Here is a 22,734-nt window from a genome sequence, read left to right as displayed (position 1 = left end):
TTATTTCTCCTGACTGACAGCCGCGCAAATCAGATTGATGCCGCGGGCCTGTATTTGATCGCGGGCCTCGAGGGGCAGGCGATCGTCCGTAATGAGGGTATGGACACTGCTCCAGGGCAGCTCCAGGTTGGGAATCTTGCGGCCGATCTTGTCGGCCTCCACCATCACCACCACTTCCCGGGCAACTTCGGCCATGACGCGGCTCAGCCCCAGCAGTTCGTTGAAGGTGGTTGTACCGCGAACCAGATCGATGCCATCGGCACCGATGAACAATTGATCGAAGTCGTAGGAGCGTAGTACCTGCTCGGCAACCTGCCCTTGAAATGACTCGGAATGCGGATCCCAGGTTCCGCCAGTCATCAGCAGCACGGGCTCGTGTTCGAGCTCGCTCAACGCATTGGCGACATGCAGGGAATTGGTCATCACCACCAGGCCCGGTTGTTGACCGAGTTCGGGAATCATCGCGGCTGTCGTGCTGCCGCTGTCGATGATGATCCGAGCATGCTCGCGAATCCGCGTGACCGCAGCACGAGCGATGGCTTGCTTGTATCTGGAGACAGGCTGACCGATATCGGCCACCAGTTCCTGAGGCATGGTGATCGCGCCGCCATAACGACGGAGCAGCAAACCATTGCTTTCAAGCGCGGCCAAATCCTTGCGAATCGTAACTTCGGAAGTTTCGAAACGTTTGGCCAGTTCATCCACACTCACTTCACCCTGCTCGTTGAGCAAGGCAAGAATGTTGTGCCGACGTTGAGGTGTGTTGCGCTTGGACATGAGGAAGATAAGTTTCGTTTCGAAAGTTAACAGCACCAATCAAAACCTATCAGTGAAACTTCGTCAAGCGCGGTGCGATAAAAAGATCTGTGGATAAAACGTTCGCGAGCAAGGCTCACACCTACCTCTGACTGTAGGAGCGAGGCTTGCCCGCGAATCGCTTTGATCAGCCTGTGAATAACTTCAGCGATTTCACGGCTGTGGACAACTCAGCCCTTCTTGACCTTCTCAGGCCGTTTCCAGCCATCGATGTTCTTCTGCCGAGCACGACCCACCGCCAACTGATCTTTATCCACATTCTGCGTGATGGTCGAACCTGCCGCAGTGGTTGCACCGGACGAGATATCCACAGGCGCTACCAACGAGTTGTTGGAACCGATGAAAACGTCTTCACCCAGCACGGTTTTCCACTTGTTCACACCATCGTAGTTGCAGGTGATGGTGCCGGCGCCGATGTTGGTGCGTGCGCCAATTTCCGCATCGCCCAGATAGCTAAGGTGACCGGCTTTGGCGCCTTCACCCATGTGGGCGTTTTTCAGTTCGACGAAGTTACCCACATGGGCGCGAGCTTCCAGTACGGTGCCCGGACGCAGCCGCGCGAACGGACCGGCATCGCTGCTCTCGCCCAGAATTGCGCCTTCGATGTGGCTGTTTGCCTTGATCACCACACCTTTGCGCAGGGTACTGTCCTTGATCACGCAGTTCGGGCCGATCACCACGTCGTCTTCGATGACGACTTTGCCTTCGAGGATAACGTTGATGTCGATCAGCACGTCGCGGCCGACGGTCACTTCACCGCGGATATCGAAGCGTGCCGGGTCACGCAGGGTCACGCCTTGGGCCATCAGGCGGCGACCGGCGCGCAATTGATAGTGACGCTCCAGTTCGGAAAGCTGCTTGCGATCGTTGGCGCCCTGCACTTCCATCGCGTCGTGGGGTTGTTCGGTGGCCACCACCAGACCGTCCTTGACCGCCATTTCGATCACGTCGGTCAGGTAGTACTCGCCCTGCACGTTGTTGTTCGACAGGCGACCGGTCCATTCAGCCAGGCGATCGGCAGGTACCGCGAGGATACCGGTGTTGCCTTCCTTTATAGCGCGTTGAGCTTCGGTGGCGTCCTTGTGCTCGACGATGGCGGCAACCTTGCCGTCCGCGCCGCGAACGATTCGGCCGTAACCGGTGGCATCGTCCAGTTCGACGGTCAGCAGGCCCATCTGTGTTGGGGTGACCAGTTTGAGCAGGCGTTGCAGGGTTTCGACTTCGATCAGCGGAACGTCACCGTACAGCACCAGCACAGTGTCGGCTTCGATGAAAGGAACCGCCTGGGCGACGGCGTGGCCGGTACCCAGTTGTTTGTCCTGAAGGACGAAATTCAGATCGTCCGCGGCCAGGCGTTCACGCACGGCGTCGGCACCGTGGCCGATTACGACGTGAATGCGCTGTGGATCAAGTTGCCGGGCGCTGTGGATAACATGACCGAGCATCGAATTGCCGGCAATCGGATGCAAAACCTTCGGCAAGGACGAACGCATGCGCGTGCCTTGGCCAGCAGCGAGAATTACGATTTCAAGAGACATGACTGGCTACCAATCCTGGGTGGTCAGCGGCTGCGACCAAAGTGAAGAAAACCGGAAAAGAAAAAAGGGTAGCCGAGGCTACCCTTTTTAATCAATCACACAACAAGCACGACTTAGTGGCCGAACTTCTTGCGGATCTGCTGGACGGTGCGCAGCTGAGCTGCAGCCTCGGCCAGACGTGCGGATGCGGAGCCGTAATCGAATTCCGCGCCACGCTCATGCAAGGCCTTCTCGGCAGCCTTAACGGCTTCCTGAGCGGAGGCTTCGTCCAGGTCGGCAGCACGTTGCACGGTGTCGGCGAGAACCTTGACCATGTTCGGCTGGACCTCGAGGAAACCACCGGAGATGTAATACACCTCCTCTTCCCCGCCCTGCTTGACCAGGCGGATCGGACCTGGCTTCAGATTAGTGATCAGCGGCGCGTGACCCAGAGCGATACCAAGATCACCCAGTGCACCGTGCGCAATCACCATCTCGACCAGACCGGAGAAGATTTCTCCTTCCGCACTGACGATATCGCAATGGACTGTCATAGCCATCTGATTGCCTCAACCTAAATTAGCGCCCGTTGCCGGGCGCCGGGATTACAGTTTCTTGGCTTTCTCGATCGCTTCGTCGATGCCGCCAACCATGTAGAACGCTTGTTCTGGCAGGTGGTCGTAGTCACCGTTGAGGATGCCTTTGAAGCCAGCGATGGTGTCTTTCAGGGAAACGTATTTGCCTGGAGAACCAGTGAAGACTTCAGCCACGAAGAACGGCTGCGACAAGAAACGCTGGATCTTACGAGCACGGTTTACCAACTGCTTGTCGGCTTCCGACAGCTCGTCCATACCCAGGATCGCAATGATGTCCTTCAGTTCTTTGTAACGCTGCAGAACGTACTGTACACCGCGAGCGGTTTCGTAGTGCTCGTTGCCGATCACGTTCGGGTCCAGCTGACGCGAAGTCGAGTCCAGTGGGTCTACCGCTGGGTAGATACCCAGGGAAGCGATGTCACGGGACAGTACGACGGTGGCGTCCAAGTGGGCGAAGGTGGTTGCTGGCGACGGGTCAGTCAAGTCGTCCGCAGGTACGTATACGGCCTGGATCGAAGTAATCGAACCTTGCTTGGTCGAAGTGATGCGCTCTTGCAGCACGCCCATCTCTTCAGCCAGGGTCGGCTGGTAACCTACTGCCGAAGGCATACGGCCCAGCAGTGCGGATACTTCAGTACCGGCCAAGGTGTAACGATAGATGTTGTCGACGAACAGCAGAACGTCGTTACCTTCGTCACGGAACTTCTCGGCCATGGTCAGGCCGGTCAGAGCAACGCGCAGACGGTTTCCCGGCGGCTCGTTCATCTGGCCGTAAACCAGTGCCACTTTGTCCAGAACGTTGGAATCCTTCATCTCGTGGTAGAAGTCGTTACCCTCACGAGTACGCTCACCCACACCGGCGAACACGGAATAACCGCTGTGCTCGATGGCGATGTTACGGATCAGTTCCATCATGTTTACGGTTTTGCCTACACCGGCACCACCGAACAGACCAACCTTACCACCCTTGGCGAACGGGCAAACCAGGTCGATAACCTTGATGCCGGTTTCCAGCAGGTCGTTGCCGCCTGCCTGCTCTGCGAACGACGGCGCAGCGCGGTGGATGCCCCAACGCTCTTCGGTGTCGATCGGGCCAGCTTCGTCGATCGGGTTGCCCAGTACGTCCATGATCCGGCCCAGGGTCGCTTTACCGACCGGTACAGAGATGGCTGCGCCAGTGTTGTTGACGTCCAGACCGCGCTTCAAGCCTTCGGTGGAGCCCATCGCAATGGTACGAACCACGCCGTCACCCAGCTGCTGCTGAACTTCGAGGGTGGTTTCGGCGCCTTGAACCTTCAAGGCGTCGTAGATGCTCGGTACGCTGTCGCGTGGGAATTCCACGTCGATAACGGCGCCGATGATTTGAACGATACGTCCGCTACTCATAGCTGGATCCTCTGAATATTTGAACCGTTAAACCGCGGCAGCGCCGCCGACGATTTCCGAGATCTCTTGGGTGATCGCAGCCTGACGCGCCTTGTTGTAGACCAGCTGCAATTCGCTGATCAAATCACCGGCGTTGTCGGTAGCGTTCTTCATCGCGATCATCCGCGCAGCTTGTTCAGCCGCGTTGTTCTCGACCACCGCCTGGTAGACCTGCGACTCCACGTAACGCACCATCAGGCCGTCAAGCAGCTCTTTGGCGTCCGGTTCGTAGAGATAGTCCCAGTGGTGCTTGAGTTCTTGATCCGGGGTTGCCACCAGTGGAATCAACTGCTCCACGGTTGGCGTTTGCGTCATGGTGTTGACGAACTTGTTGGACACCACGGACAGGCGGTCAATACGGCCGTCCAGATAAGCATCCAGCATCACCTTGACGCTGCCGATCAAATCGTTGATCGACGGCTCTTCACCCAGGTGACTGATAGCCGCGACGACGTTACCGCCGAAGTTGCGGAAGAAAGCCGCACCCTTGCTACCAACCACACACAGATCGATCTCGACGCCGTTTTCACGGTTTACCGCCATGTCCTTGACCAGAGCCTTGAACAGGTTGGTGTTCAAGCCACCACACAGACCACGGTCACTGCTCACTACGACATAACCGACGCGCTTTACTTCGCGGTCGATCATGAACGGGTGACGATATTCCGGGTTGGCGTTGGCCAGATGACCAATAACCTGGCGGATGCGCTCCGCATAAGGACGGCTAGCAGCCATGCGCATTTGTGCCTTGCGCATTTTGCTGACCGCCACTTTTTCCATGGCGCTGGTAATTTTTTGCGTGCTTTTGATGCTCGCAATCTTACTGCGAATCTCTTTTGCGCCTGCCATGTAACACCTATCAGGTTAGCAAGCGGGGGCCTTGCGGCCCCCGCTGCGGCTTACCAGGTTTGGGTGGCCTTGAACTTCTCGATACCGGCTTTGAGGCCAGCGTCGATTTCGTCGTTGAAATCACCCTTCACGTTGATCTTCGCCATCAAATCGGCGTGATCGCGGTTGAAGTAAGCAATCAGCGCTTGTTCAAAGCTGCCGACTTTGGCGTTTTCAACGTCAGTCAGGAACCCACGCTCAGCGGCATACAGCGACAGCGACATGTCGGCGATCGACATTGGCGCGTATTGCTTCTGCTTCATCAGCTCGGTTACGCGCTGACCATGCTCAAGTTGCTTACGGGTCGCTTCGTCCAGGTCAGAAGCGAACTGGGCGAATGCCGCCAGTTCACGGTACTGAGCCAGAGCGGTACGGATACCACCGGAGAGCTTCTTGATGATCTTGGTCTGAGCGGCACCACCCACACGGGATACCGAAACACCGGCGTTCACTGCAGGGCGGATGCCCGAGTTGAACATGGCCGATTCCAGGAAGATCTGACCGTCGGTGATGGAAATCACGTTGGTCGGAACGAACGCGGAAACGTCGCCAGCCTGGGTTTCGATGATCGGCAGTGCAGTCAGGGAACCGGTTTTGCCAGTCACTGCGCCGTTGGTGAACTTCTCTACGTACTCTTCCGAAACGCGGGATGCGCGCTCCAGCAGACGGGAGTGGAGATAGAACACGTCGCCTGGGTAAGCTTCACGTCCTGGTGGACGGCGCAGCAGCAGGGAAATCTGGCGGTACGCCACTGCTTGCTTGGACAGATCGTCATAAACGATCAGCGCGTCTTCACCGCGGTCGCGGAAGTATTCGCCCATGGTGCAACCGGAGTACGGTGCCAGGTATTGCAGTGCAGGAGATTCCGAAGCACTGGCAGCCACGATGATCGTGTTGGCCAGAGCGCCGTTTTCTTCCAGCTTGCGAACAACGTTGGCGATGGTCGATTGCTTCTGACCGATTGCAACGTATACGCAGAAAATGCCGCTGTCTTTCTGGTTGATGATCGCGTCGATCGCCAGAGCGGTTTTACCGATCTGACGGTCACCGATGATCAGCTCACGCTGGCCACGGCCGACAGGGATCATGGCATCGACAGCCTTGTAGCCAGTCTGTACAGGCTGGTCTACCGACTTACGCCAGATCACGCCTGGAGCAACTTTCTCGACCGCGTCGGTCTCGGTGTTGTTCAGCGGACCTTTGCCGTCAACTGGGTTACCCAGTGCGTCGACTACGCGACCCAGCAGTTCCTTACCAACCGGAACCTGCAGGATGCGGCCTGTGCACTTGGCGCTCATGCCTTCAGCCAGACTGGTGTATGCGCCCAATACAACGGCACCTACGGAGTCTTGCTCCAGGTTGAGGGCCATACCGTAGACGCCGCCCGGAAACTCGATCATCTCGCCGTACATTACGTCGGCCAGACCGTGAATCCGCACGATGCCGTCAGATACGCTGACGACAGTGCCTTCGTTACGGGCTTGGGAGGTCACATCGAGCTTGTCGATGCGGCCCTTGATAATTTCACTTATTTCGGAAGGATTGAGTTGCTGCATTGCTCTGCTGCCCCTTCAAACTCAAGATTTCAATGCTTCGGCAAGTTTCGCGATTTTGCCGCGAATCGAGCCATCGATAACCAGGTCGCCGGCGCGGATGACAACACCACCAATAAGGGAGCTGTCTTCCTCGACTTGCAGGCGCACTTCCCGGTTGAGTCGTGCACTGAGAACCTTGGCGAGTTTGTCTTGCTGTTCTTGGTTCAATGCAAAAGCACTGGTCACTTCAACGTCTACCGACTTCTCTTGCTCGGCCTTGTACAGGTCGAACTGAGCGGCAATCTCCGGCAACAGCGAGAGACGGTCGTTTTCGGCAACGACGTGAATGAAGTTCTGCACTTTTACATCAAACTTGTCGCCGCACACGTCAATGAACGTGGCGGCCTTTTCTGCGCTCGTCAGTCGCGGGGCCTTGAGCACACGCTGCATGGTGTCGTCTTGCGACACCGCTGCTGCCAGGCCGAGCATGGCTGACCAATTGGCCAGTTGCTGGTGGGCCTGAGCGTGCTCGAAGGCCGCCTTAGCGTAAGGTCGGGCCAACGTGGTCAGTTCTGCCATGATCGCCCTCGCTTAGATTTCAGCAGCCAGTTTGTTAACCAGCTCTGCGTGCGCGTTTTGATCGATTGTGGCACCCAGGATCTTCTCAGCACCGCCAACGGCCAGGCTACCCACTTGGGCGCGCAGCGCGTCTTTGACACTGTTCAGTTCCTGTTCGATCTCGGCCTGAGCCTGAGCCTTCACACGGTCAGCTTCGACGCGAGCCTGTTCACGGGCTTCGTCGACAATCTGGCTACCGCGTTTCTTGGCTTGCTCGATGATTTCAGCTGCCTGAGCTTTCGCTTCGCGCAGTTGCTGACCCGCTTTTTCTTGGGCCAACTCCAGGTCGCGAGCTGCTCGGCTGGCAGCGTCCAGACCATCAGCGATCTTCTTCTGACGTTCGTGCAGAGCCGCGATGACCGGAGGCCATACGAACTTCATGCAGAACAGTACAAAAATCAGGAACGCAACGGACTGGCCAATCAGGGTCGCATTAATGTTCACGCCAACACCTCGCAGTTACGTTGTCCATCACACCAAATTACCCGGAAGATCCGAGTAATTAGCCAGCGATTTGACCAACGAACGGGTTCGCAAAGGTGAAGAACAGAGCGATACCAACACCGATCATGGTTACGGCGTCGAGCAGACCGGCAACGATGAACATTTTAACTTGCAGCATTGGAACCATTTCTGGCTGACGCGCTGCGCCTTCCAGGAACTTGCCGCCCAGCAGGCCGAAACCAATTGCGGTACCCAGTGCGCCCAGGCCGATCAACAGTGCAACAGCGATAGCGGTTAGACCAACTACAGTTTCCATCTTTCCTCCCGACTTTTACGTCGTATGGTTTAGGTTTTTTTAATTTAAAGCGGTAAAACAAATCGTTTCAGAGGCCTCGTTAAAGGCCCCCTCTCGTTTGACCGAGAGGGACATCAGACTAGTCGAAACTGGTCTTAATGGTTTTCTTCGTGCGCCATCGACAGATAGACGATGGTCAGCATCATGAAGATGAATGCCTGCAGGGTGATGATCAGGATGTGGAACACAGCCCACGCCCACTGCAGAACAACGCCCAGGCCGCTGAGCCAGAGCAGACCGCTGCCGAACATCACAGCAATCAGGATGAACACCAGTTCGCCGGCATACATGTTGCCGAACAGACGCAGAGCCAGAGAGATCGGTTTGGCGATCAGGGTCACGAATTCCAGCAGGAAGTTCACCGGGATCAGCAGGGCCTGAACGAGGATGTTCTTGCTGCCGAACGGGTGCAGGGTCAGCTCGCCGATGAAGCCGCCGAGGCCCTTGACCTTGATGCTATAGAAGATGATCAGTGCGAAAACCGAGAACGCCATGCCCAGGGTCGCGTTCGGGTCGGTGGTCGACACGGCGCGGAACGGGATGTGGGGGTCACCGGAGATCAGGATGGCCAGCTGAGGAATCCAGTCGACCGGTACCAGGTCGACGGCGTTCATCAGGAAGACCCAGACGAAGATGGTCAGTGCCAGCGGTGCAATCACCGGGCTACGGCCGTGGAAGCTGTCTTTCACGCTGCCATCGACGAATTCGACCAGTACTTCAACGAAGTTCTGCAGAGCGCCTGGTTGACCGGAAGTCGCTTTCTTCGCCGCCATGCGGAAAAGAAGAACGAAGATCAGACCCAGTGCGACCGACCAGCCGAGGGTATCGACGTGGAAAGCCCAGAAGCCCATTTCCTTGGCTTCTGCTGCGGTGTGGGCAAAGCCCCAGCCGCCGGTAGGGTGCTGACCGAAAGTCAGGTTCTGCAAGTGGTGCTGGATATAGCCCGAAGCCGTTGTTTCTGCCATGGTTGCCTCAAACGCCCTAAGGTCTCGAAAGTCTTGTTCTCATCAACAGGGGAGCGAACCAGCTGACCGACTGGGTCAGCACGAAGGCACCGAAGACTGCAATCGGCGCCAATGGCTTCACACCTGCAAACACCAGTGCAAACAGCACTGCCGTCAAAATCAATTTCCCTGCCTCGCCGGCATAAAACGACCGGACGATGGACTGGGCTGCTCTGGCGCCGGAAAACCGAAATGCCTTGTGAGCGAAATAAACATTGGGCAGCAAGGCTATCAGGCCTCCGCAAAGTCCCGAATATCCGGCGACGACTCCGTACCATTTCCAAAGCGCCAAAGCGGCGATGAGCAAAACGATAAACTGGGCCATCAACACCGGAAAAACTGCCAGGCGATGGAACGGCAAGCGGTTTGGCGTGCGGGTTTCCATCACTATTGCTCTCCAATGGTCGGCTGCCAGAATTCAATAACTTGGCATAATTTGTGCCGACAAAATGCGCGCAGAGTATAGGGGCGGTTTTGCCCCTATTCAACTGTCAGGTAGTGATTTCCGACTGCGCGCTACATGAGGAAATGTTTCAGCGGATATGAGCAAGTACGCCTTGAAGCTCATCCAGAGAGTTGTAGCCAATCACCAACTGACCCTTTCCCTTCTTACCGTGGCGAATCTGCACCGCAGAGCCTAGGCGCTCGGCCAGACGCTGCTCCAGACGAGCGATATCCGGGTCGGTTTTGGTGGGTTCGACGGGCTCCGGTTTGCCACTCAACCACTGGCGAACCAGTGCTTCAGTCTGGCGCACTGTCAGTCCGCGTGCGACAACATGTCGCGCCCCTTCAACCTGTTGAATGTCCGGCAAACCGAGCAATGCACGGGCATGACCCATTTCCAGATCGCCATGGGACAACATGGTCTTGATGACTTCCGGCAGCGAGATCAGGCGCAGCAGGTTGGCCACGGTCACCCGCGACTTGCCGACCGCTTCAGCAACCTGTTGCTGAGTCAGCTGGAATTCCTGCTGCAGACGCTGCAGGGCAATGGCTTCCTCGATCGGATTGAGGTCTTCGCGCTGGATGTTCTCGATCAGCGCCATGGCGATCGCGGTTTCATCCGGCACATCACGCACCATGGCCGGAATGGTTTCCTGCCCGGCTTGCTGGCTGGCGCGCCAGCGGCGCTCACCGGCGATGATTTCATAGCGACCGCTGCCGATCGGGCGGACCACGATCGGTTGCATGACGCCCTGGGCCTTGATCGACTGCGCCAACTCTTCCAGCGCCTGCGAATCCATGTCGCGTCGCGGTTGATATTTGCCACGCTGGAGCAGATCCAGCGGCAAATGCTGCAACTCGCGGTGATCGGCTTGCGAGGCCTGTTCTTCCAGCGAGCTGATGGTCGGACCACTCAGCAGTGCATCCAGTCCTCGTCCGAGACCTCGTTTCTTGACGGCCATGGGGATTCCTTAAGTTGCCTGAGCGGCGGCGATGCGTGAGTTTTTGCGCTGACGGCGCACCATTTCGCCGGCCAGAGCCAGGTAGGCGACTGCACCGCGGGAGGCCTTGTCATAGGCCAGCGCCGGCATGCCATAGCTTGGGGCTTCGGCCAATCGGATGTTGCGCGGAATGACGGTGTCGTAAAGCTGGTCACCGAAGTGTTCCTTGAGCTGCGCCGACACATCGTTCATCAGGCTCAGGCGCGGGTCGTACATCGTACGCAGCAGGCCTTCGACCTTCAGGTCCGGATTGAGCAGTTCAGAGATGCGCTTGATGTTATCCACAAGGTCGCTCAGACCTTCGAGTGCAAAGTATTCACACTGCATGGGGATAATCACCCCGTCGGACGCGACCAGGGCGTTCAGCGTCAGCATCGACAGCGACGGCGGGCAGTCGATCAAAATGTAATCGTAGTTTTCACGGATCGGCGCCAACGCACTGCGCAGGCGGCTCTCCTTCATCTGCATTTCCAGCAGAACCACTTCGGCCGCGGTCAGGTCACGGTTGGCCGGCAGCAGTTGATAACCGCCGTGTTCGGAAAAATGCATGGCCTGAGCCAGATCGCATTCGCCGATCAGCAGGTCATAGACCGAGTTTTCCAGGCCATGTTTATCCACACCGCTACCCATGGTGGCGTTGCCCTGTGGATCGAGATCGATCAACAGCACCCGGCGCTTGGTGGCGACGAGCGATGCTGCGAGGTTGATGCAGGTGGTGGTCTTGCCCACACCACCCTTCTGGTTCGCAATCGCGAATACCTTAGCCATTCTTGCTTGTGTTCCCAATCATGCCGTGCGGCGCAGTATCAGCAGATGGCGTTGGCCTTGGCAACCGGGTACGGCCAGGGCGTGTTCGCTATCGAGGTGGAAATCTGTCGGCAATGCTACCAGTTCATCGGCTGGATGAACGCCCTTCATTGCCAGCCAGCGTGTATCGGCGTCGCCGAGGTGACGAGTCCAGTTGGTGAAGTTTTCCATGCTGCTGAAAGCGCGGGAAATGATCCCGTTGAATGGCTGTGCAGGCTGGAACGCTTCGACGCGACTGTGGATAACTTGCAGGTTATCCAGCTGGAGTTCGAGTTTGACCTGGGTCAGGAACCGGGTTTTCTTGCCGTTGCTGTCGAGGCAGGTCACTTGCGACTCGGGAAACAGGATGGCCAACGGGATGCCCGGCATGCCGCCGCCACTGCCCACGTCCAGCCAGCGACCGTTTTCGATGAATGACATCACGCTCAGGCTATCGAGCAAATGGCGCGACACCATTTCGTCCGGATCACGCACCGCGGTCAGGTTGTAGGCCTTGTTCCATTTGATCAACAGGGCCAGATAACCCAGCAGCTGCGTGTGCTGGGCTTCTGTCAGCGTGACACCCAGTTGGCGAGCGCCTGTGGATAACTCTTCGGCATGTTGCGAGGTGACCAACGAACTCAAGCGCTTTGCTCCAACTGACGGCCAGCGCCGCGTTTTTTCAAATGAATCATCAGCAGCGAAATCGCTGCCGGGGTAACGCCCGGGATACGCGACGCCTGGCCCAAAGTCTCGGGACGGGTCGTACCGAGCTTGCTCTGGATCTCTTTGGAAAGACCGGAAATGCTCGTGTAATCGATATCCACAGGCAGTTTCGTGTCTTCGCTGGCGCGCAGTCGGGCGATTTCATCCTGTTGACGGTCGATGTAACCGGCGTATTTGGTCTTGATTTCGACCTGCTCGGCGACCTGTGGATCTTCTGCGCCGTCACCGGTGACGGAGATGAGACCAGCGTAGTCGATTTCCGGACGGCTCAAGAGATTGAGCAAGTTGTATTCGTGGGTCAGCGGCGTGCCGAATTTTTCGGCGATCGCGTCGCCCTGCTCGGTGCCAGGTCGAACCCAGGTACTTTTCAGGCGCTGTTCTTCCAGCGTGATGCTTTCGCGTTTTTTGCTGAATGCAGCCCAACGCTCATCATCGACCAGACCCAACTCACGGCCTTTTTCGGTCAAGCGCAGGTCGGCGTTGTCTTCGCGAAGAATCAGACGGTATTCGGCACGCGAGGTGAACATGCGGTACGGCTCTTGAGTACCAAGGGTAATCAGGTCGTCGACCAGTACGCCGATGTACGCTTCATCGCGACGCGGACACCAGGCGTCTTTGCCCTGTGCACGCAGCGCGGCGTTGGCTCCGGCCAGCAAACCCTGGGCGCCAGCTTCTTCGTAACCGGTTGTGCCATTGATCTGACCGGCGAAAAACAGGCCGCCGATCACTTTGGTTTCCAGGCTGTACTTCAGATCCCGCGGATCGAAGTAATCGTATTCGATGGCATAGCCTGGACGCACGATGTGCGCGTTTTCCATGCCGCGGATCGACTGAACGATCTGCAATTGCACGTCGAACGGGAGCGATGTGGATATCCCGTTCGGATACAGCTCGTTAGTCGTCAAACCTTCCGGCTCGATGAAGACCTGATGGCTTTCCTTGTCGGCAAAGCGATGGATCTTGTCTTCGATCGACGGGCAGTAACGCGGGCCGATACCTTCGATGACACCGGAATACATCGGCGACCGATCAAGGTTGGCGGCAATGATTTCGTGGGTACGCGCGTTGGTATGGGTGATCCAGCAGCTGATCTGTTGTGGATGCAACTCTTTGGAGCCCATGAAGGACATCACCGGAATCGGTGTATCGCCCGCTTGCTCGGTCATGACCGAGAAATCCACAGAGCGAGCGTCGATACGCGGTGGCGTACCGGTTTTCAGGCGACCGACACGCAGCGGCAGTTCACGCAGACGGTGCGCGAGGGCGATCGACGGTGGATCACCCGCACGACCACCGGAAAAATTCTGCATGCCGATGTGGATAAGTCCCCCGAGGAAGGTGCCAGTGGTCAAAACCACAGAATCGGCCATGAAACGCAGGCCCATTTGCGTGACCACACCACGGACCTGGTCCTGCTCGACGATCAGGTCGTCGGCGGCCTGTTGAAATATCCACAGGTTCGGCTGGTTTTCCAGGATTTCGCGGATAGCAGCCTTGTAGAGAGCACGGTCCGCCTGCGCACGGGTTGCTCGTACGGCCGGGCCTTTGCGGCTGTTCAATACGCGGAACTGGATACCACCTTTATCGGTGGCCAAGGCCATCGCACCACCCAGGGCGTCGATTTCCTTTACCAGGTGGCTTTTGCCAATCCCGCCAATCGCGGGGTTGCAACTCATGGCACCGAGGGTTTCCACGTTATGCGTCAGCAACAGGGTTTTTACCCCCATACGTGCTGAGGCCAGTGCTGCCTCGGTACCGGCATGACCGCCGCCGATGACGATCACTTCAAAACGGGAAGGGAAATCCACCACGCACCTCGTGCCTGCTTAAGTAGGTAATTCAGGAATAGTTGGGCTCAGGTTTCTGGACCTGGTCGGCAAGTATAGGGACTTCGCCCTTCCTAAAGAACCCTTTGCACAAAATTTAACCAGTTGTGGAGAAGTCGGAGTTATAGAAATTAAAAAGAGAGAAATTTATAGAATCTTTGTTTTTATGTTTATTTCTAGTGCACCTCATATCTGTGGATAGATTGATGTATGCCTTTATATCCGCTGTGTACAGAGATTCATAACCCTGTGCCCATGTGTCAATGAGGCCCTTGGATAACCGGTTTAAACCTGTGGATCAAAGTGATGGTTATCCACAGAGGCAGTTATGTTCAGTTTTCACGCTCTGTTATCAACCGTCCTTAGCTGCGGTTATTCACAGGGCTTAATCCACAGAAATTCGCACGGATCATTGAAATCCGAGGCAAAAAAATTTCTCGTGCAGGGGAAAAGTCGTCGGCTATCGCAAAGAAAGCCATCGAGTCGTCGTCCGAAGGTACGCAGGAGGCTATTGTGGGGATCTGTAACAAAAGCTAATAATATCTATTATCATTAACCAACCCTTCCCTCCTCATGCCCATGCCATCCCACACCTCAGCAATCGAGCGAATCTACGTTCAGCACCATTCGTGGCTGTTTGGATGGTTGAGGGGAAGACTGAATAACGCCTGCGATGCGGCGGACGTTGCCCACGATACGTTTGTGCGAATTCTCGGTTCGCGGGATGCGAGCCAGATTCGGGAGCCGCGAGATTATCTGACGACGGTGGCAAGGGGATTGGTGATCGACCGCTATCGCCGGCGCGCGATAGAGGTGGCTTATCTGGAAACCCTCGCAGCACGCCCCGAGGCCACCCAGATCAGTGAAGAAGACAGGGCGTTGATCATCGAAACCCTGATCGCTGTGGATAAGGCACTGTCCGATCTCGGCGCCCGGGCACGACAAATCTTCATGTTGTCGCAGATCGAGGGGCTGACTTATCAACAGATCGCCACTCAACTGAAGATTTCGCTGACCACCGTGAAGAAACACATGATTCGCGCACTGACCGAATGTTCGATGATCATGGCGGGGCTTTGATGTCTGCCGCACCGGATCGCAAAATCTTCGAAGCCGCTGCCAGCTGGTATGTGCAGTTTCAGGCCGAGCCGCCGACAGCCGCGCAACGTCAGGCGTGGCAGCACTGGCTCGACAGCAGTCCTGCGCATCTGGCGGCGTGGAATCAGATGGAAAGAATCCAGCGCCATATCGGCGGATCTCGCGATCTCTCCCGGCGGGCATTGTCCTCAACCCAACAACGTCGCCAGGTACTCAAACTGCTTCTGATTCTTGCCGGCACCGGTTATCTGGGCTGGAACGTTCAGCAGCACACTTCATTGGGCAATGTCTGGGCGGATTACCGGACCAAAGTCGGCCAGCGACGCAGGATCGAGTTCGCCGATGGCACCCGGATTCATCTCAATACCGGTACCGCCATCGATGTGCTGTTCGATGGCGAGCAGCGATTGATCCGTTTGCGAGAAGGGGAAATTCTCGTCAGCACCGGCAAGCTCGGTGATCAGCGGCCGTTTTTCGTCGAAACCCGCCAAGGGCGAATCAGGGCCTTGGGCACGCGTTTCTCGGTTCGACAGTTATCCGGATCATCGCGAATCGGCGTCCTTGAAGATCGTGTCAGCGTTCAACCAGGCGATCAGCCTGAACAGGCACGCCTGCTGGTGGCCGGCGAAGGTGCGGATTTCGACAGTCTCGGCGTGGGCGCAACCCATCCTTATCGATCAACCGAAGCGGCCTGGATCAACGGGCAACTGATCGTCCTCGATGCCCGCCTGGGGGATGTGATCGCTGAGCTGGGCCGGTACCGCTCCGGAATTCTGCACTGTGACGAAAGCGCGGCGCGTCTGCGTGTATCCGGAACCTTTCGGCTGGACTCGACGGATGCAGTCCTGGCCAACCTTCAAGCCTCATTGCCCGTCAGCGTCAGCTACTTCACCCGTTACTGGGTGTCGATCAAACGAGTCAGCTAACCGACCCGGAAAAAAATCCGCCACAGGGTTATCTTTTTTTTTCCTGTAACGGCCCTACAGGTAATCGCGATCCACGCGGCTTTTGCCACCTTCAGGGCTTTCCTACTCATGCGACTCCCGATCTTGCGTAAGCGTTTCACTCCCCACTGCATTGCCTACAGTTTGCTGCTGACCAGCGCTGCGAGTTATCCACTGATCATTCCTCACGCCATGGCCGCCGATGCCATGCAGCGCTACGCCATTGCGGCCGGCCCGCTGGATAACGCCCTGAGTCAATTCGCTTCCGCGGCCAATGTGATCCTGTCGTTCTCCCCCCAACAGACTGCGAATCTGCGCACTCAGGGTGTGGTCGGCAGTTACTCGATCGAACAGGGCTTTGCGATTCTGTTGCAAGGCTCAGGATTGCAGGCCGTCCCGCAGGGGCCCGACAGTTACATTCTGCAGCCGCTGCCGGAAGCCGGCTCGCTGGTACTCGGTGCGACCAACATTAATGGTCAGCAACCGAATGACATGAATCTGGATTACTCCGAAGACAAGGGCTACAAGGCGAACGACAGCCGGATCGGCACCAAAACCAGCACGCCGCTGTCGGAAACCCCGCGGTCGATTTCGGTCGTCACCGCTCAACGCATGAAGGATCAGAAATCCCAGACCCTGACTGATGTCCTGGGCTATGTGCCGGGTATCTTCGCGCCGCCGTTTGCCGCGGGGGATAGCCTGGCCGGCGACCTGTTCTACATTCGCGGTTTCAACGCAACGGATTACGGTTATGGCCTGCTGCGCGATGGCTTGCGAGTCCAGGGCAATCGGTACGACACCACCACCGAGCCCTATGGTCTTGAACGGGTTGAAGTGTTCCGCGGACCGTCTTCGCTGCTCTATGGTGAGAACGCGCCGGGCGGACTGGTCAATCTGGTAAGCAAGCGCCCCACCGCTGCACCTCAGGGCGAGATTCAACTCAGCTATGGTTCGAACAACCGCCGGCAGCTGGGCGTCGATGTTTCCGGACCGCTGAACGACAACGAAAACGTGCTCGGTCGGGTGGTGATGCTGGGGCGCAACGCTGACACCCAGACCAAACATGTGCCGGACGATCGCATCTACATCGCCCCTTCCCTGACCCTGAATTTCGATGACTTCAATACCTTGACCCTGCTGGCCAGCTACCAGAAGGATCACACCAATATGGAGCTCGGCCTGCCGGCCGCCGGCACCTTGCTGAAGAACCCCAACGGCAAGTTATCCAAGGACACCATGCTTGGCGATCCGGACTGGAATACCTTCGAGCGTGAAACCTGGAGTACCGGTTACGAATTCAGTCACAGCTTCAATGATGACTGGCAGTTCCGGCAGAACTCGCGCTACATGCAGTCACGCATCACCCGCCATGAGACCTGGCCAGGCAACTTGAACAACGCGGGTTTCGGCACGCGTGTGAACATGACCGCCTACGATCGCTTCAACAAATCGATGGTGTACTCGCTGGATAACCAGCTGGAAGGCAAATTCCAGCTGGGAGGGCTGGAAAACACCGTGCTGTTTGGTGGCAGCTTTGACCGCACCTCATTCAATCAGGACTGGAATGCCGGGCTGGTGGGGCCGATCGATATCTACAACCCGGTGTACCTGCGTGATCCGACGACGCCGATTGCTGTGCAGAACACCTTGCTGGAACAGCAGATGAAGGGCGTTTATGCACAGCTTCAGAGCAAGTATGACCACTGGCTGTTCCTGCTCGGTGGCCGTCAGGACTGGGTCGACAGTGATTTCCGCGACAAGGTGGCCAGCGCCGGTAACATCAGCTCCGAGGACAAGAAGTTCACTTACCAGGGCGGCGTGATGTACCAGTTCGACAACGGCCTGACCCCGTATGTCAGCTATTCCACAGCCTTTGTCCCGGTTCAGCAGATCTCCAATGCCGGCCAACCATTGGACCCGATCACCAGCAGCCAATATGAAGTAGGGCTCAAATACGAACCTGTCGGTTGGGACACCGCCTTCACCGCGTCTGTGTATGACCTGCGCAAGAAAGACGACACCTATTTCGACGCGACCACATCCACCTATCGCCAGGTCGGCGAAAGCCGTTCCAAGGGTGTCGAACTTGAACTCAACAGCAACCTGACGCCGAACCTCAATGTGACGGCAGCCTACACCTACACCGATGCGCGGATTACCAAGGATTCGCCAACCTCACTGGTCAAGGATCATCAAATGACCGGCGTGCCGCGCAACCAGGCTTCGGTGTGGGCCAAGTATCGTTTTCTTGAGAGCAGCCTCAAGGGACTGTATGTGGGCGGCGGGATTCGCTACTTCGACAGCGCATTCGCCTACACCTCGCCTTCCCTGTACGGAAAACTCGATGCTGGCGATGTCACTTTGGTGGATGCGGCCATCGGTTATCAGATCGATCGCCATTGGACCGTGGACCTGAATGCGAAAAACCTCTTCGACAAAGAATACGTGTCAGGTTGTAACGATGCGGGCCGCTGTTACTGGGGTGAAGACCGTACCTTCCTGGGATCAGTCTCTTACAACTGGTAAGTCGCAAAAAGCGAGCTGTGGATAACTTCTCCACAGCTCGCTCTGTCATTTGCCAATGCAGAAACTGGAAAAGATTCGCCCGAGCAAATCATCGGAGCTGAATGCACCGGTGATTTCTCCCAGAAATTGCTGCGCCTGGCGCAAATCTTCGGCCAACAACTCTCCGGCACCTGCCAGGGTCAGCTGGGAACGGCCGTGCTCAAGCGAATCGCTGGCGTGGCGCAATGCCTCGAGGTGACGCCGACGGGCACTGAAGCTGCTTTCCGAAGTCTGTTCATAACCCATGCAGGCCTTGAGGTGATCGCGCAGCAGTTCCAGACCGTCCCCTGCAGATTTAGCGCTCAGACTGATGGTGACATGGCCATCGTCGCTGACATCCAGGGCAATGGCTTCCCCGGTCAGATCGGCTTTGTTGCGGATCAGTGTGACTTTCGCAGGGTCCGGACGGGTTTCGAGAAACTCTGGCCACAGCGCAAAAGGATCGAGTGCTTCGGGCGCCGTCGCATCGACGACCAGCAAGACGCGATCTGCCTCGCCAATGGCTTTCAATGCCCGCTCTACACCGATCTTTTCCACATGATCATCGGTATCGCGCAAGCCTGCCGTATCAACAACGTGCAGCGGCATGCCGTCGATGTGGATATGTTCGCGAAGAACGTCTCGTGTCGTGCCTGCAATTTCGGTGACGATCGCAGCTTCGCGGCCGGCCAATGCGTTGAGCAGACTCGATTTGCCGGCATTCGGTCGACCGGCGATCACCACCGTCATGCCATCACGGAGCAACGCGCCCTGTCCTGCTTCACGGATCACTGTGGACAACTCGCCACGTACCTTGTCGAGCATGCTCAACACATGGCCATCGGCAAGGAAGTCAATTTCTTCTTCCGGGAAGTCGATTGCCGCCTCAACGTAGATGCGCAAGCCGATCAACTGTTCTGTGAGGTTATGCACACGCGCTGAAAAAGCGCCTTGCAGCGAACGCAGAGCATTACGCGCAGCCTGTGCAGAACTGGCTTCGATCAGGTCGGCGATGGCTTCAGCCTGGGCCAGGTCGAGTTTGTCATTGAGGAATGCGCGTTCGCTGAATTCGCCGGGGCGGGCCAGACGGCAACCCAGTTCGAGGCAGCGAGTGAGCAGCATATCCAGAACAATCGGCCCGCCATGGCCCTGCAGTTCCAGCACGTCTTCGCCGGTAAACGAGTTCGGCCCCGGGAAATACAGCGCGATTCCCTCGTCCAGCACTTCGTCGTTTTCACCCAGGAACGGACCATAGTGGGCAAATCGCGGCTTGAGTTCGCGGCCGGTGAAGGCTTGGGCCGCAACGCTGGCCAGCGGCCCGGAAATACGGACGATACCGACACCGCCACGGCCTTGAGCGGTGGCGACAGCGGCGATGGTTTCGCGGGGAGCACTCATAAACCGGTATCCAGACAAAAAAGACAGATAGCAAAACGCCCCACTAGGGGGCGTTTTGAGTGGTTATCCACAGTGTAAATCAGGCAGCTGCTTTGGTAGCCGCTTCGATCTTACGAGTGATGTACCACTGTTGGGCGATCGACAGGCAGTTGTTCACTACCCAGTACAGCACCAGACCGGCCGGGAACCACAGGAAGAAGAAGGTGAAGATGATTGGCATCAGCTTCATCACCTTGGCCTGCATCGGATCCGGTGGAGTCGGGTTCAACTGCTGCTGGATGAACATGGTTGCACCCATGATGATCGGCAGAATGAAGAACGGATCCTTGATCGACAGGTCAGTAATCCACAGCATGAACGGCGCCTGGCGCATTTCCACGCTTTCCAGCAGAACCCAGTAAAGCGAGAGGAAAACCGGCATCTGCACGAGGATTGGCAAGCAACCACCCAGCGGATTGATCTTCTCTTTCTTGTACAGCTCCATCATGGCTTGCGACATTTTCTGCCGGTCGTCGCCATGTTGCTCTTTCAGCGCAGCCAGTTTCGGGGCCACTGCACGCATGCGCGCCATGGATTTGTAGCTGGCAGCCGACAGAGGGAAGAAAAGCCCTTTGATCAGCATGGTCAGGAAGATGATCGACCAGCCCCAGTTACCCACAATGGCGTGGATGTGTTGCAGCAACCAGAAGATCGGTTGAGCGATAAACCACAGAATGCCGTAGTCGACGGTCAGTTCCAGACCTGGGGACAACTCTTTCAACACGGCTTGGCTTTTCGGACCGGCGTACAGAATGGCGCTGGTTTCGGCCTTGGCACCGGGTGCAACGGTCAAAGATGGACCGGTGTAACCGATGATGTAGTTGCCGCGGCTGTCTTTACGGGTCTGGACGATATTGTTTTCGCCCTTCTCCGGAATCCATGCGGTCACGAAGTAGTGTTGCAGCCAGGCAACCCAGCCACCGGTGACGTTTTCTTTTAGCGCGCCCTTGTCCATGTCCTTCATGGACACTTTCTTGTACGGCTCGGAACTTGTCCACAGGGCGGCGCCCAGGTAAGTCGCAGTGCCGGTGGCGGTGCTGGAAGAAGGATCGGAACTGGCGTCGCGCTTGAGTTGCGCGAACATCGCACCCGACCAGGGTTGGGCGCTTTCGTTGTCGATCAGGTAAGTAACGGTCACGTCATACAGGCCACGTTTCAGGGTGAAACGCTTGATGTAGTTGACGCCGTCCTTGCTGAACTTCAGGTCCACGACCAATTGGTCCTGACCATCAGCCAGTTGATAAACCTTCTTCTCCGAGGAGTAAACCGGACGACCGGCAGGACTTGCGTCCGGGCCGTTGGTGCCGATCAGACCGCTCTGAGCCAGATAAGTACGCTCGTTGCCATTGTCGAACAGCTGGAAAGGAATTTCCGGATGGTCCTGGCGACGTGGATACAGCGGCAGTTTCAGCTGGGCGACATCACCACCTTGTGGATCGATGGCGAGATCCAGCACATCCGTTTTGACCTGGATCAGATCGGTGCTTGCAGCGACCGGAGTCTCGGCAGGTGCACTGGTATCGTTTGCGGCGTGTGGAATGTCGTCACTGACGGACGCTTTATTGCCAGTTGCCGTGTCCGGGAGGCCCGGGGCGGTCGTACTGGAAGCAACATTCTGAGTCGGCAGGGCAGCCTGGCCATAATCCTGGTTCCATTTAAGAACCATGACGTAGGACACGATTGCCAGGGCGACGATCAGGATCGTGCGTTTGATATCCATGATTACTCGGCCATCGAAGAAGAACGGGAGGTAGGGATAGGTGGAACCGGGTCATAACCACCGGGATTCCACGGATGACAGCGACCTAGACGACGAAAGGTCAGCCAGCCACCGCGCAGAAGGCCATGATTTTCGATGGCTTCCAACGCGTAGCAGGAACAGCTGGGGTAGAAACGACAGTGACTGGCCATCAAGGGACTAATGGCGTAGCGGTAAAACTGGATCGGAACGAGTGCCAGTTTACGCATCCGGACTGTCTACCCCTACATCTTCGGTTTTGACTGCTGGTACTGGCTTGCTGCGTGCCAGACGTTTCCAGAGCTTGCCGAAATGCTGAATTAATTCAGGGTTTTCTACATCGCCCAAACCTTTGCGCGCGACGATAACGATGTCCCAGCCGACCAGTGAATCCTGGTTCAGGCGAAACGATTCGCGCATCAGACGTTTGAGGCGATTGCGCTCAACGGAGAGCTTTACGCTCTTTTTCCCGATTACCAGCCCGAGACGGGGGTGATCGAGATCGTTGTTGCGCGCAAGGAGCAGGAGATTTTTCCCCGGAACCTTGCCGGTAGGGGAGTCAAAGACTGCCTTGAAATGCCGGGGAGTAAGCAGACGCTTTTCCCGACTGAAGTCCTGACTCACCTCCAGTGCCGGATTATCAAACTGCCAGACGTGCGCGACCTTTGGCGCGACGACGCGACAGGACGGCACGACCGTTCTTGGTAGCCATGCGAGCACGGAAACCGTGGGTACGAGCGCGTTTGATAGTGCTTGGTTGGAAAGTACGTTTCATGTCGTGTTACCTGGTTCGTCCACAACGGGCCGGAATGGCCCCCGTTTTAAGAGACCGGGGATTCTAGAGAAAGCAAGTCCTCAGGTCAATTTCCAACCAACATTTCCTTATAGGCAGTTCGTGACCGGTCTGTTCGTGCTCAATCCGCACATTAGACATAAAAATAAAGAAGGAAAGTATTTAAAGCTTTTCTGTAAAGCTTATAAAAGCTAAGGAC

Annotated in this window: 23 protein-coding genes; 3 read left to right on the top strand and 20 right to left on the bottom strand. The window is 56.8% G+C overall.

The genetic code is table 11. The features are described from left to right. From K9857_RS06125 to mnmG, 15 genes are all read right to left on the bottom strand, one after another. Positions 1-777, bottom strand: a complete 777-nt coding sequence (locus tag K9857_RS06125) for a DeoR/GlpR family DNA-binding transcription regulator (protein WP_224533951.1) — start codon at positions 775-777, stop codon at positions 1-3. A 209-nt stretch (positions 778-986) separates the two neighbouring features. After that, a complete protein-coding gene (glmU, locus tag K9857_RS06120) occupies positions 987-2,354 on the bottom strand; it encodes a bifunctional UDP-N-acetylglucosamine diphosphorylase/glucosamine-1-phosphate N-acetyltransferase GlmU (protein ID WP_224533950.1) in 1,368 nt (455 codons plus the stop codon). Positions 2,355-2,467: 113 nt separating this feature from the next. Beyond that, positions 2,468-2,893, bottom strand: coding sequence for a F0F1 ATP synthase subunit epsilon (locus K9857_RS06115; RefSeq protein WP_075946957.1), 426 nt, complete (start codon positions 2,891-2,893; stop codon positions 2,468-2,470). A gap of 45 nt (positions 2,894-2,938) precedes the next feature. Then, positions 2,939-4,315, bottom strand: coding sequence for a F0F1 ATP synthase subunit beta (atpD, locus tag K9857_RS06110; RefSeq protein ID WP_224533949.1), 1,377 nt, complete (start codon positions 4,313-4,315; stop codon positions 2,939-2,941). A 27-nt stretch (positions 4,316-4,342) separates the two neighbouring features. After that, complete coding sequence (gene atpG / locus K9857_RS06105) at positions 4,343-5,203, bottom strand: F0F1 ATP synthase subunit gamma (RefSeq protein ID WP_085716116.1); 861 nt, start codon at positions 5,201-5,203, stop codon at positions 4,343-4,345. A 50-nt stretch (positions 5,204-5,253) separates the two neighbouring features. Then, a complete protein-coding gene (atpA, locus tag K9857_RS06100; RefSeq protein ID WP_217829078.1) occupies positions 5,254-6,798 on the bottom strand; it encodes a F0F1 ATP synthase subunit alpha in 1,545 nt (514 codons plus the stop codon). 21 nt (positions 6,799-6,819) lie between these two features. Then, a complete protein-coding gene (locus K9857_RS06095) occupies positions 6,820-7,356 on the bottom strand; it encodes a F0F1 ATP synthase subunit delta (protein WP_175375685.1) in 537 nt (178 codons plus the stop codon). A gap of 12 nt (positions 7,357-7,368) precedes the next feature. Beyond that, on the bottom strand, positions 7,369-7,839 hold the full coding sequence (locus tag K9857_RS06090) for a F0F1 ATP synthase subunit B (RefSeq protein ID WP_175375686.1): 471 nt from the start codon (positions 7,837-7,839) through the stop codon (positions 7,369-7,371). Between the two features lie 58 nt (positions 7,840-7,897). After that, a complete protein-coding gene (gene atpE / locus K9857_RS06085; RefSeq protein ID WP_003097235.1) occupies positions 7,898-8,155 on the bottom strand; it encodes a F0F1 ATP synthase subunit C in 258 nt (85 codons plus the stop codon). 134 nt (positions 8,156-8,289) lie between these two features. Further along, a complete protein-coding gene (atpB, locus tag K9857_RS06080) occupies positions 8,290-9,159 on the bottom strand; it encodes a F0F1 ATP synthase subunit A (protein ID WP_224533948.1) in 870 nt (289 codons plus the stop codon). Positions 9,160-9,175: 16 nt separating this feature from the next. Next, positions 9,176-9,583, bottom strand: coding sequence for a F0F1 ATP synthase subunit I (locus tag K9857_RS06075; RefSeq protein ID WP_110965648.1), 408 nt, complete (start codon positions 9,581-9,583; stop codon positions 9,176-9,178). Positions 9,584-9,731: 148 nt separating this feature from the next. Next, the gene (locus K9857_RS06070) at positions 9,732-10,604 is read right to left on the bottom strand and encodes a ParB/RepB/Spo0J family partition protein (RefSeq protein WP_224533947.1); all 873 of its coding nucleotides are present in this window, start codon (positions 10,602-10,604) and stop codon (positions 9,732-9,734) included. A 9-nt stretch (positions 10,605-10,613) separates the two neighbouring features. Beyond that, on the bottom strand, positions 10,614-11,411 hold the full coding sequence (locus tag K9857_RS06065) for a ParA family protein (protein ID WP_110965646.1): 798 nt from the start codon (positions 11,409-11,411) through the stop codon (positions 10,614-10,616). A gap of 18 nt (positions 11,412-11,429) precedes the next feature. After that, complete coding sequence (gene rsmG / locus K9857_RS06060) at positions 11,430-12,074, bottom strand: 16S rRNA (guanine(527)-N(7))-methyltransferase RsmG (protein WP_224533946.1); 645 nt, start codon at positions 12,072-12,074, stop codon at positions 11,430-11,432. After that, positions 12,071-13,963, bottom strand: coding sequence for a tRNA uridine-5-carboxymethylaminomethyl(34) synthesis enzyme MnmG (gene mnmG, locus K9857_RS06055; RefSeq protein ID WP_224533945.1), 1,893 nt, complete (start codon positions 13,961-13,963; stop codon positions 12,071-12,073). The genes rsmG and mnmG overlap by 4 nt, the downstream gene beginning before the upstream one ends. Positions 13,964-14,554: 591 nt before the next feature. Here mnmG and K9857_RS06050 point away from each other — a divergent pair. The 3 genes from K9857_RS06050 (at position 14,555) to K9857_RS06040 (ending at position 18,549) form a co-directional block, all read left to right on the top strand. Then, positions 14,555-15,061 (top strand): sigma-70 family RNA polymerase sigma factor, encoded by a 507-nt coding sequence (locus K9857_RS06050; protein WP_224533943.1) that lies wholly within the window; start codon positions 14,555-14,557, stop codon positions 15,059-15,061. Then, positions 15,061-16,005, top strand: coding sequence for a FecR domain-containing protein (locus tag K9857_RS06045; RefSeq protein ID WP_224533940.1), 945 nt, complete (start codon positions 15,061-15,063; stop codon positions 16,003-16,005). The genes K9857_RS06050 and K9857_RS06045 overlap by 1 nt, the downstream gene beginning before the upstream one ends. Positions 16,006-16,113: 108 nt before the next feature. Then, the gene (locus K9857_RS06040) at positions 16,114-18,549 is read left to right on the top strand and encodes a TonB-dependent siderophore receptor (protein ID WP_224533938.1); all 2,436 of its coding nucleotides are present in this window, start codon (positions 16,114-16,116) and stop codon (positions 18,547-18,549) included. A gap of 45 nt (positions 18,550-18,594) precedes the next feature. On the opposite strand, the gene mnmE is transcribed toward K9857_RS06040, so the two are convergent. The 5 genes from mnmE to rpmH form a co-directional block, all read right to left on the bottom strand. Next, a complete protein-coding gene (gene mnmE, locus K9857_RS06035; protein WP_224533937.1) occupies positions 18,595-19,965 on the bottom strand; it encodes a tRNA uridine-5-carboxymethylaminomethyl(34) synthesis GTPase MnmE in 1,371 nt (456 codons plus the stop codon). Between the two features lie 79 nt (positions 19,966-20,044). Beyond that, a complete protein-coding gene (yidC, locus tag K9857_RS06030) occupies positions 20,045-21,724 on the bottom strand; it encodes a membrane protein insertase YidC (RefSeq protein ID WP_224533936.1) in 1,680 nt (559 codons plus the stop codon). 2 nt (positions 21,725-21,726) lie between these two features. Next, positions 21,727-21,972, bottom strand: a complete 246-nt coding sequence (gene yidD / locus K9857_RS06025) for a membrane protein insertion efficiency factor YidD (protein WP_010207715.1) — start codon at positions 21,970-21,972, stop codon at positions 21,727-21,729. Further along, entirely contained in the window at positions 21,965-22,366 is a 402-nt protein-coding gene (gene rnpA, locus K9857_RS06020) for a ribonuclease P protein component (RefSeq protein WP_224533935.1), read from the bottom strand. The genes yidD and rnpA overlap by 8 nt, the downstream gene beginning before the upstream one ends. Positions 22,367-22,382: 16 nt before the next feature. Then, positions 22,383-22,517 (bottom strand): 50S ribosomal protein L34, encoded by a 135-nt coding sequence (rpmH, locus tag K9857_RS06015; RefSeq protein WP_003213577.1) that lies wholly within the window; start codon positions 22,515-22,517, stop codon positions 22,383-22,385. Between the last annotated feature and the right edge of the window lie 217 nt (positions 22,518-22,734).

It is taken from the genome of Pseudomonas sp. REP124 (assembly GCF_020164475.1).
Lineage (GTDB): Bacteria > Pseudomonadota > Gammaproteobacteria > Pseudomonadales > Pseudomonadaceae > Aquipseudomonas.
The sequence above is the reverse complement of the archived record's forward strand: the minus strand, read 5'-3'. Positions and strand labels throughout refer to the sequence as shown.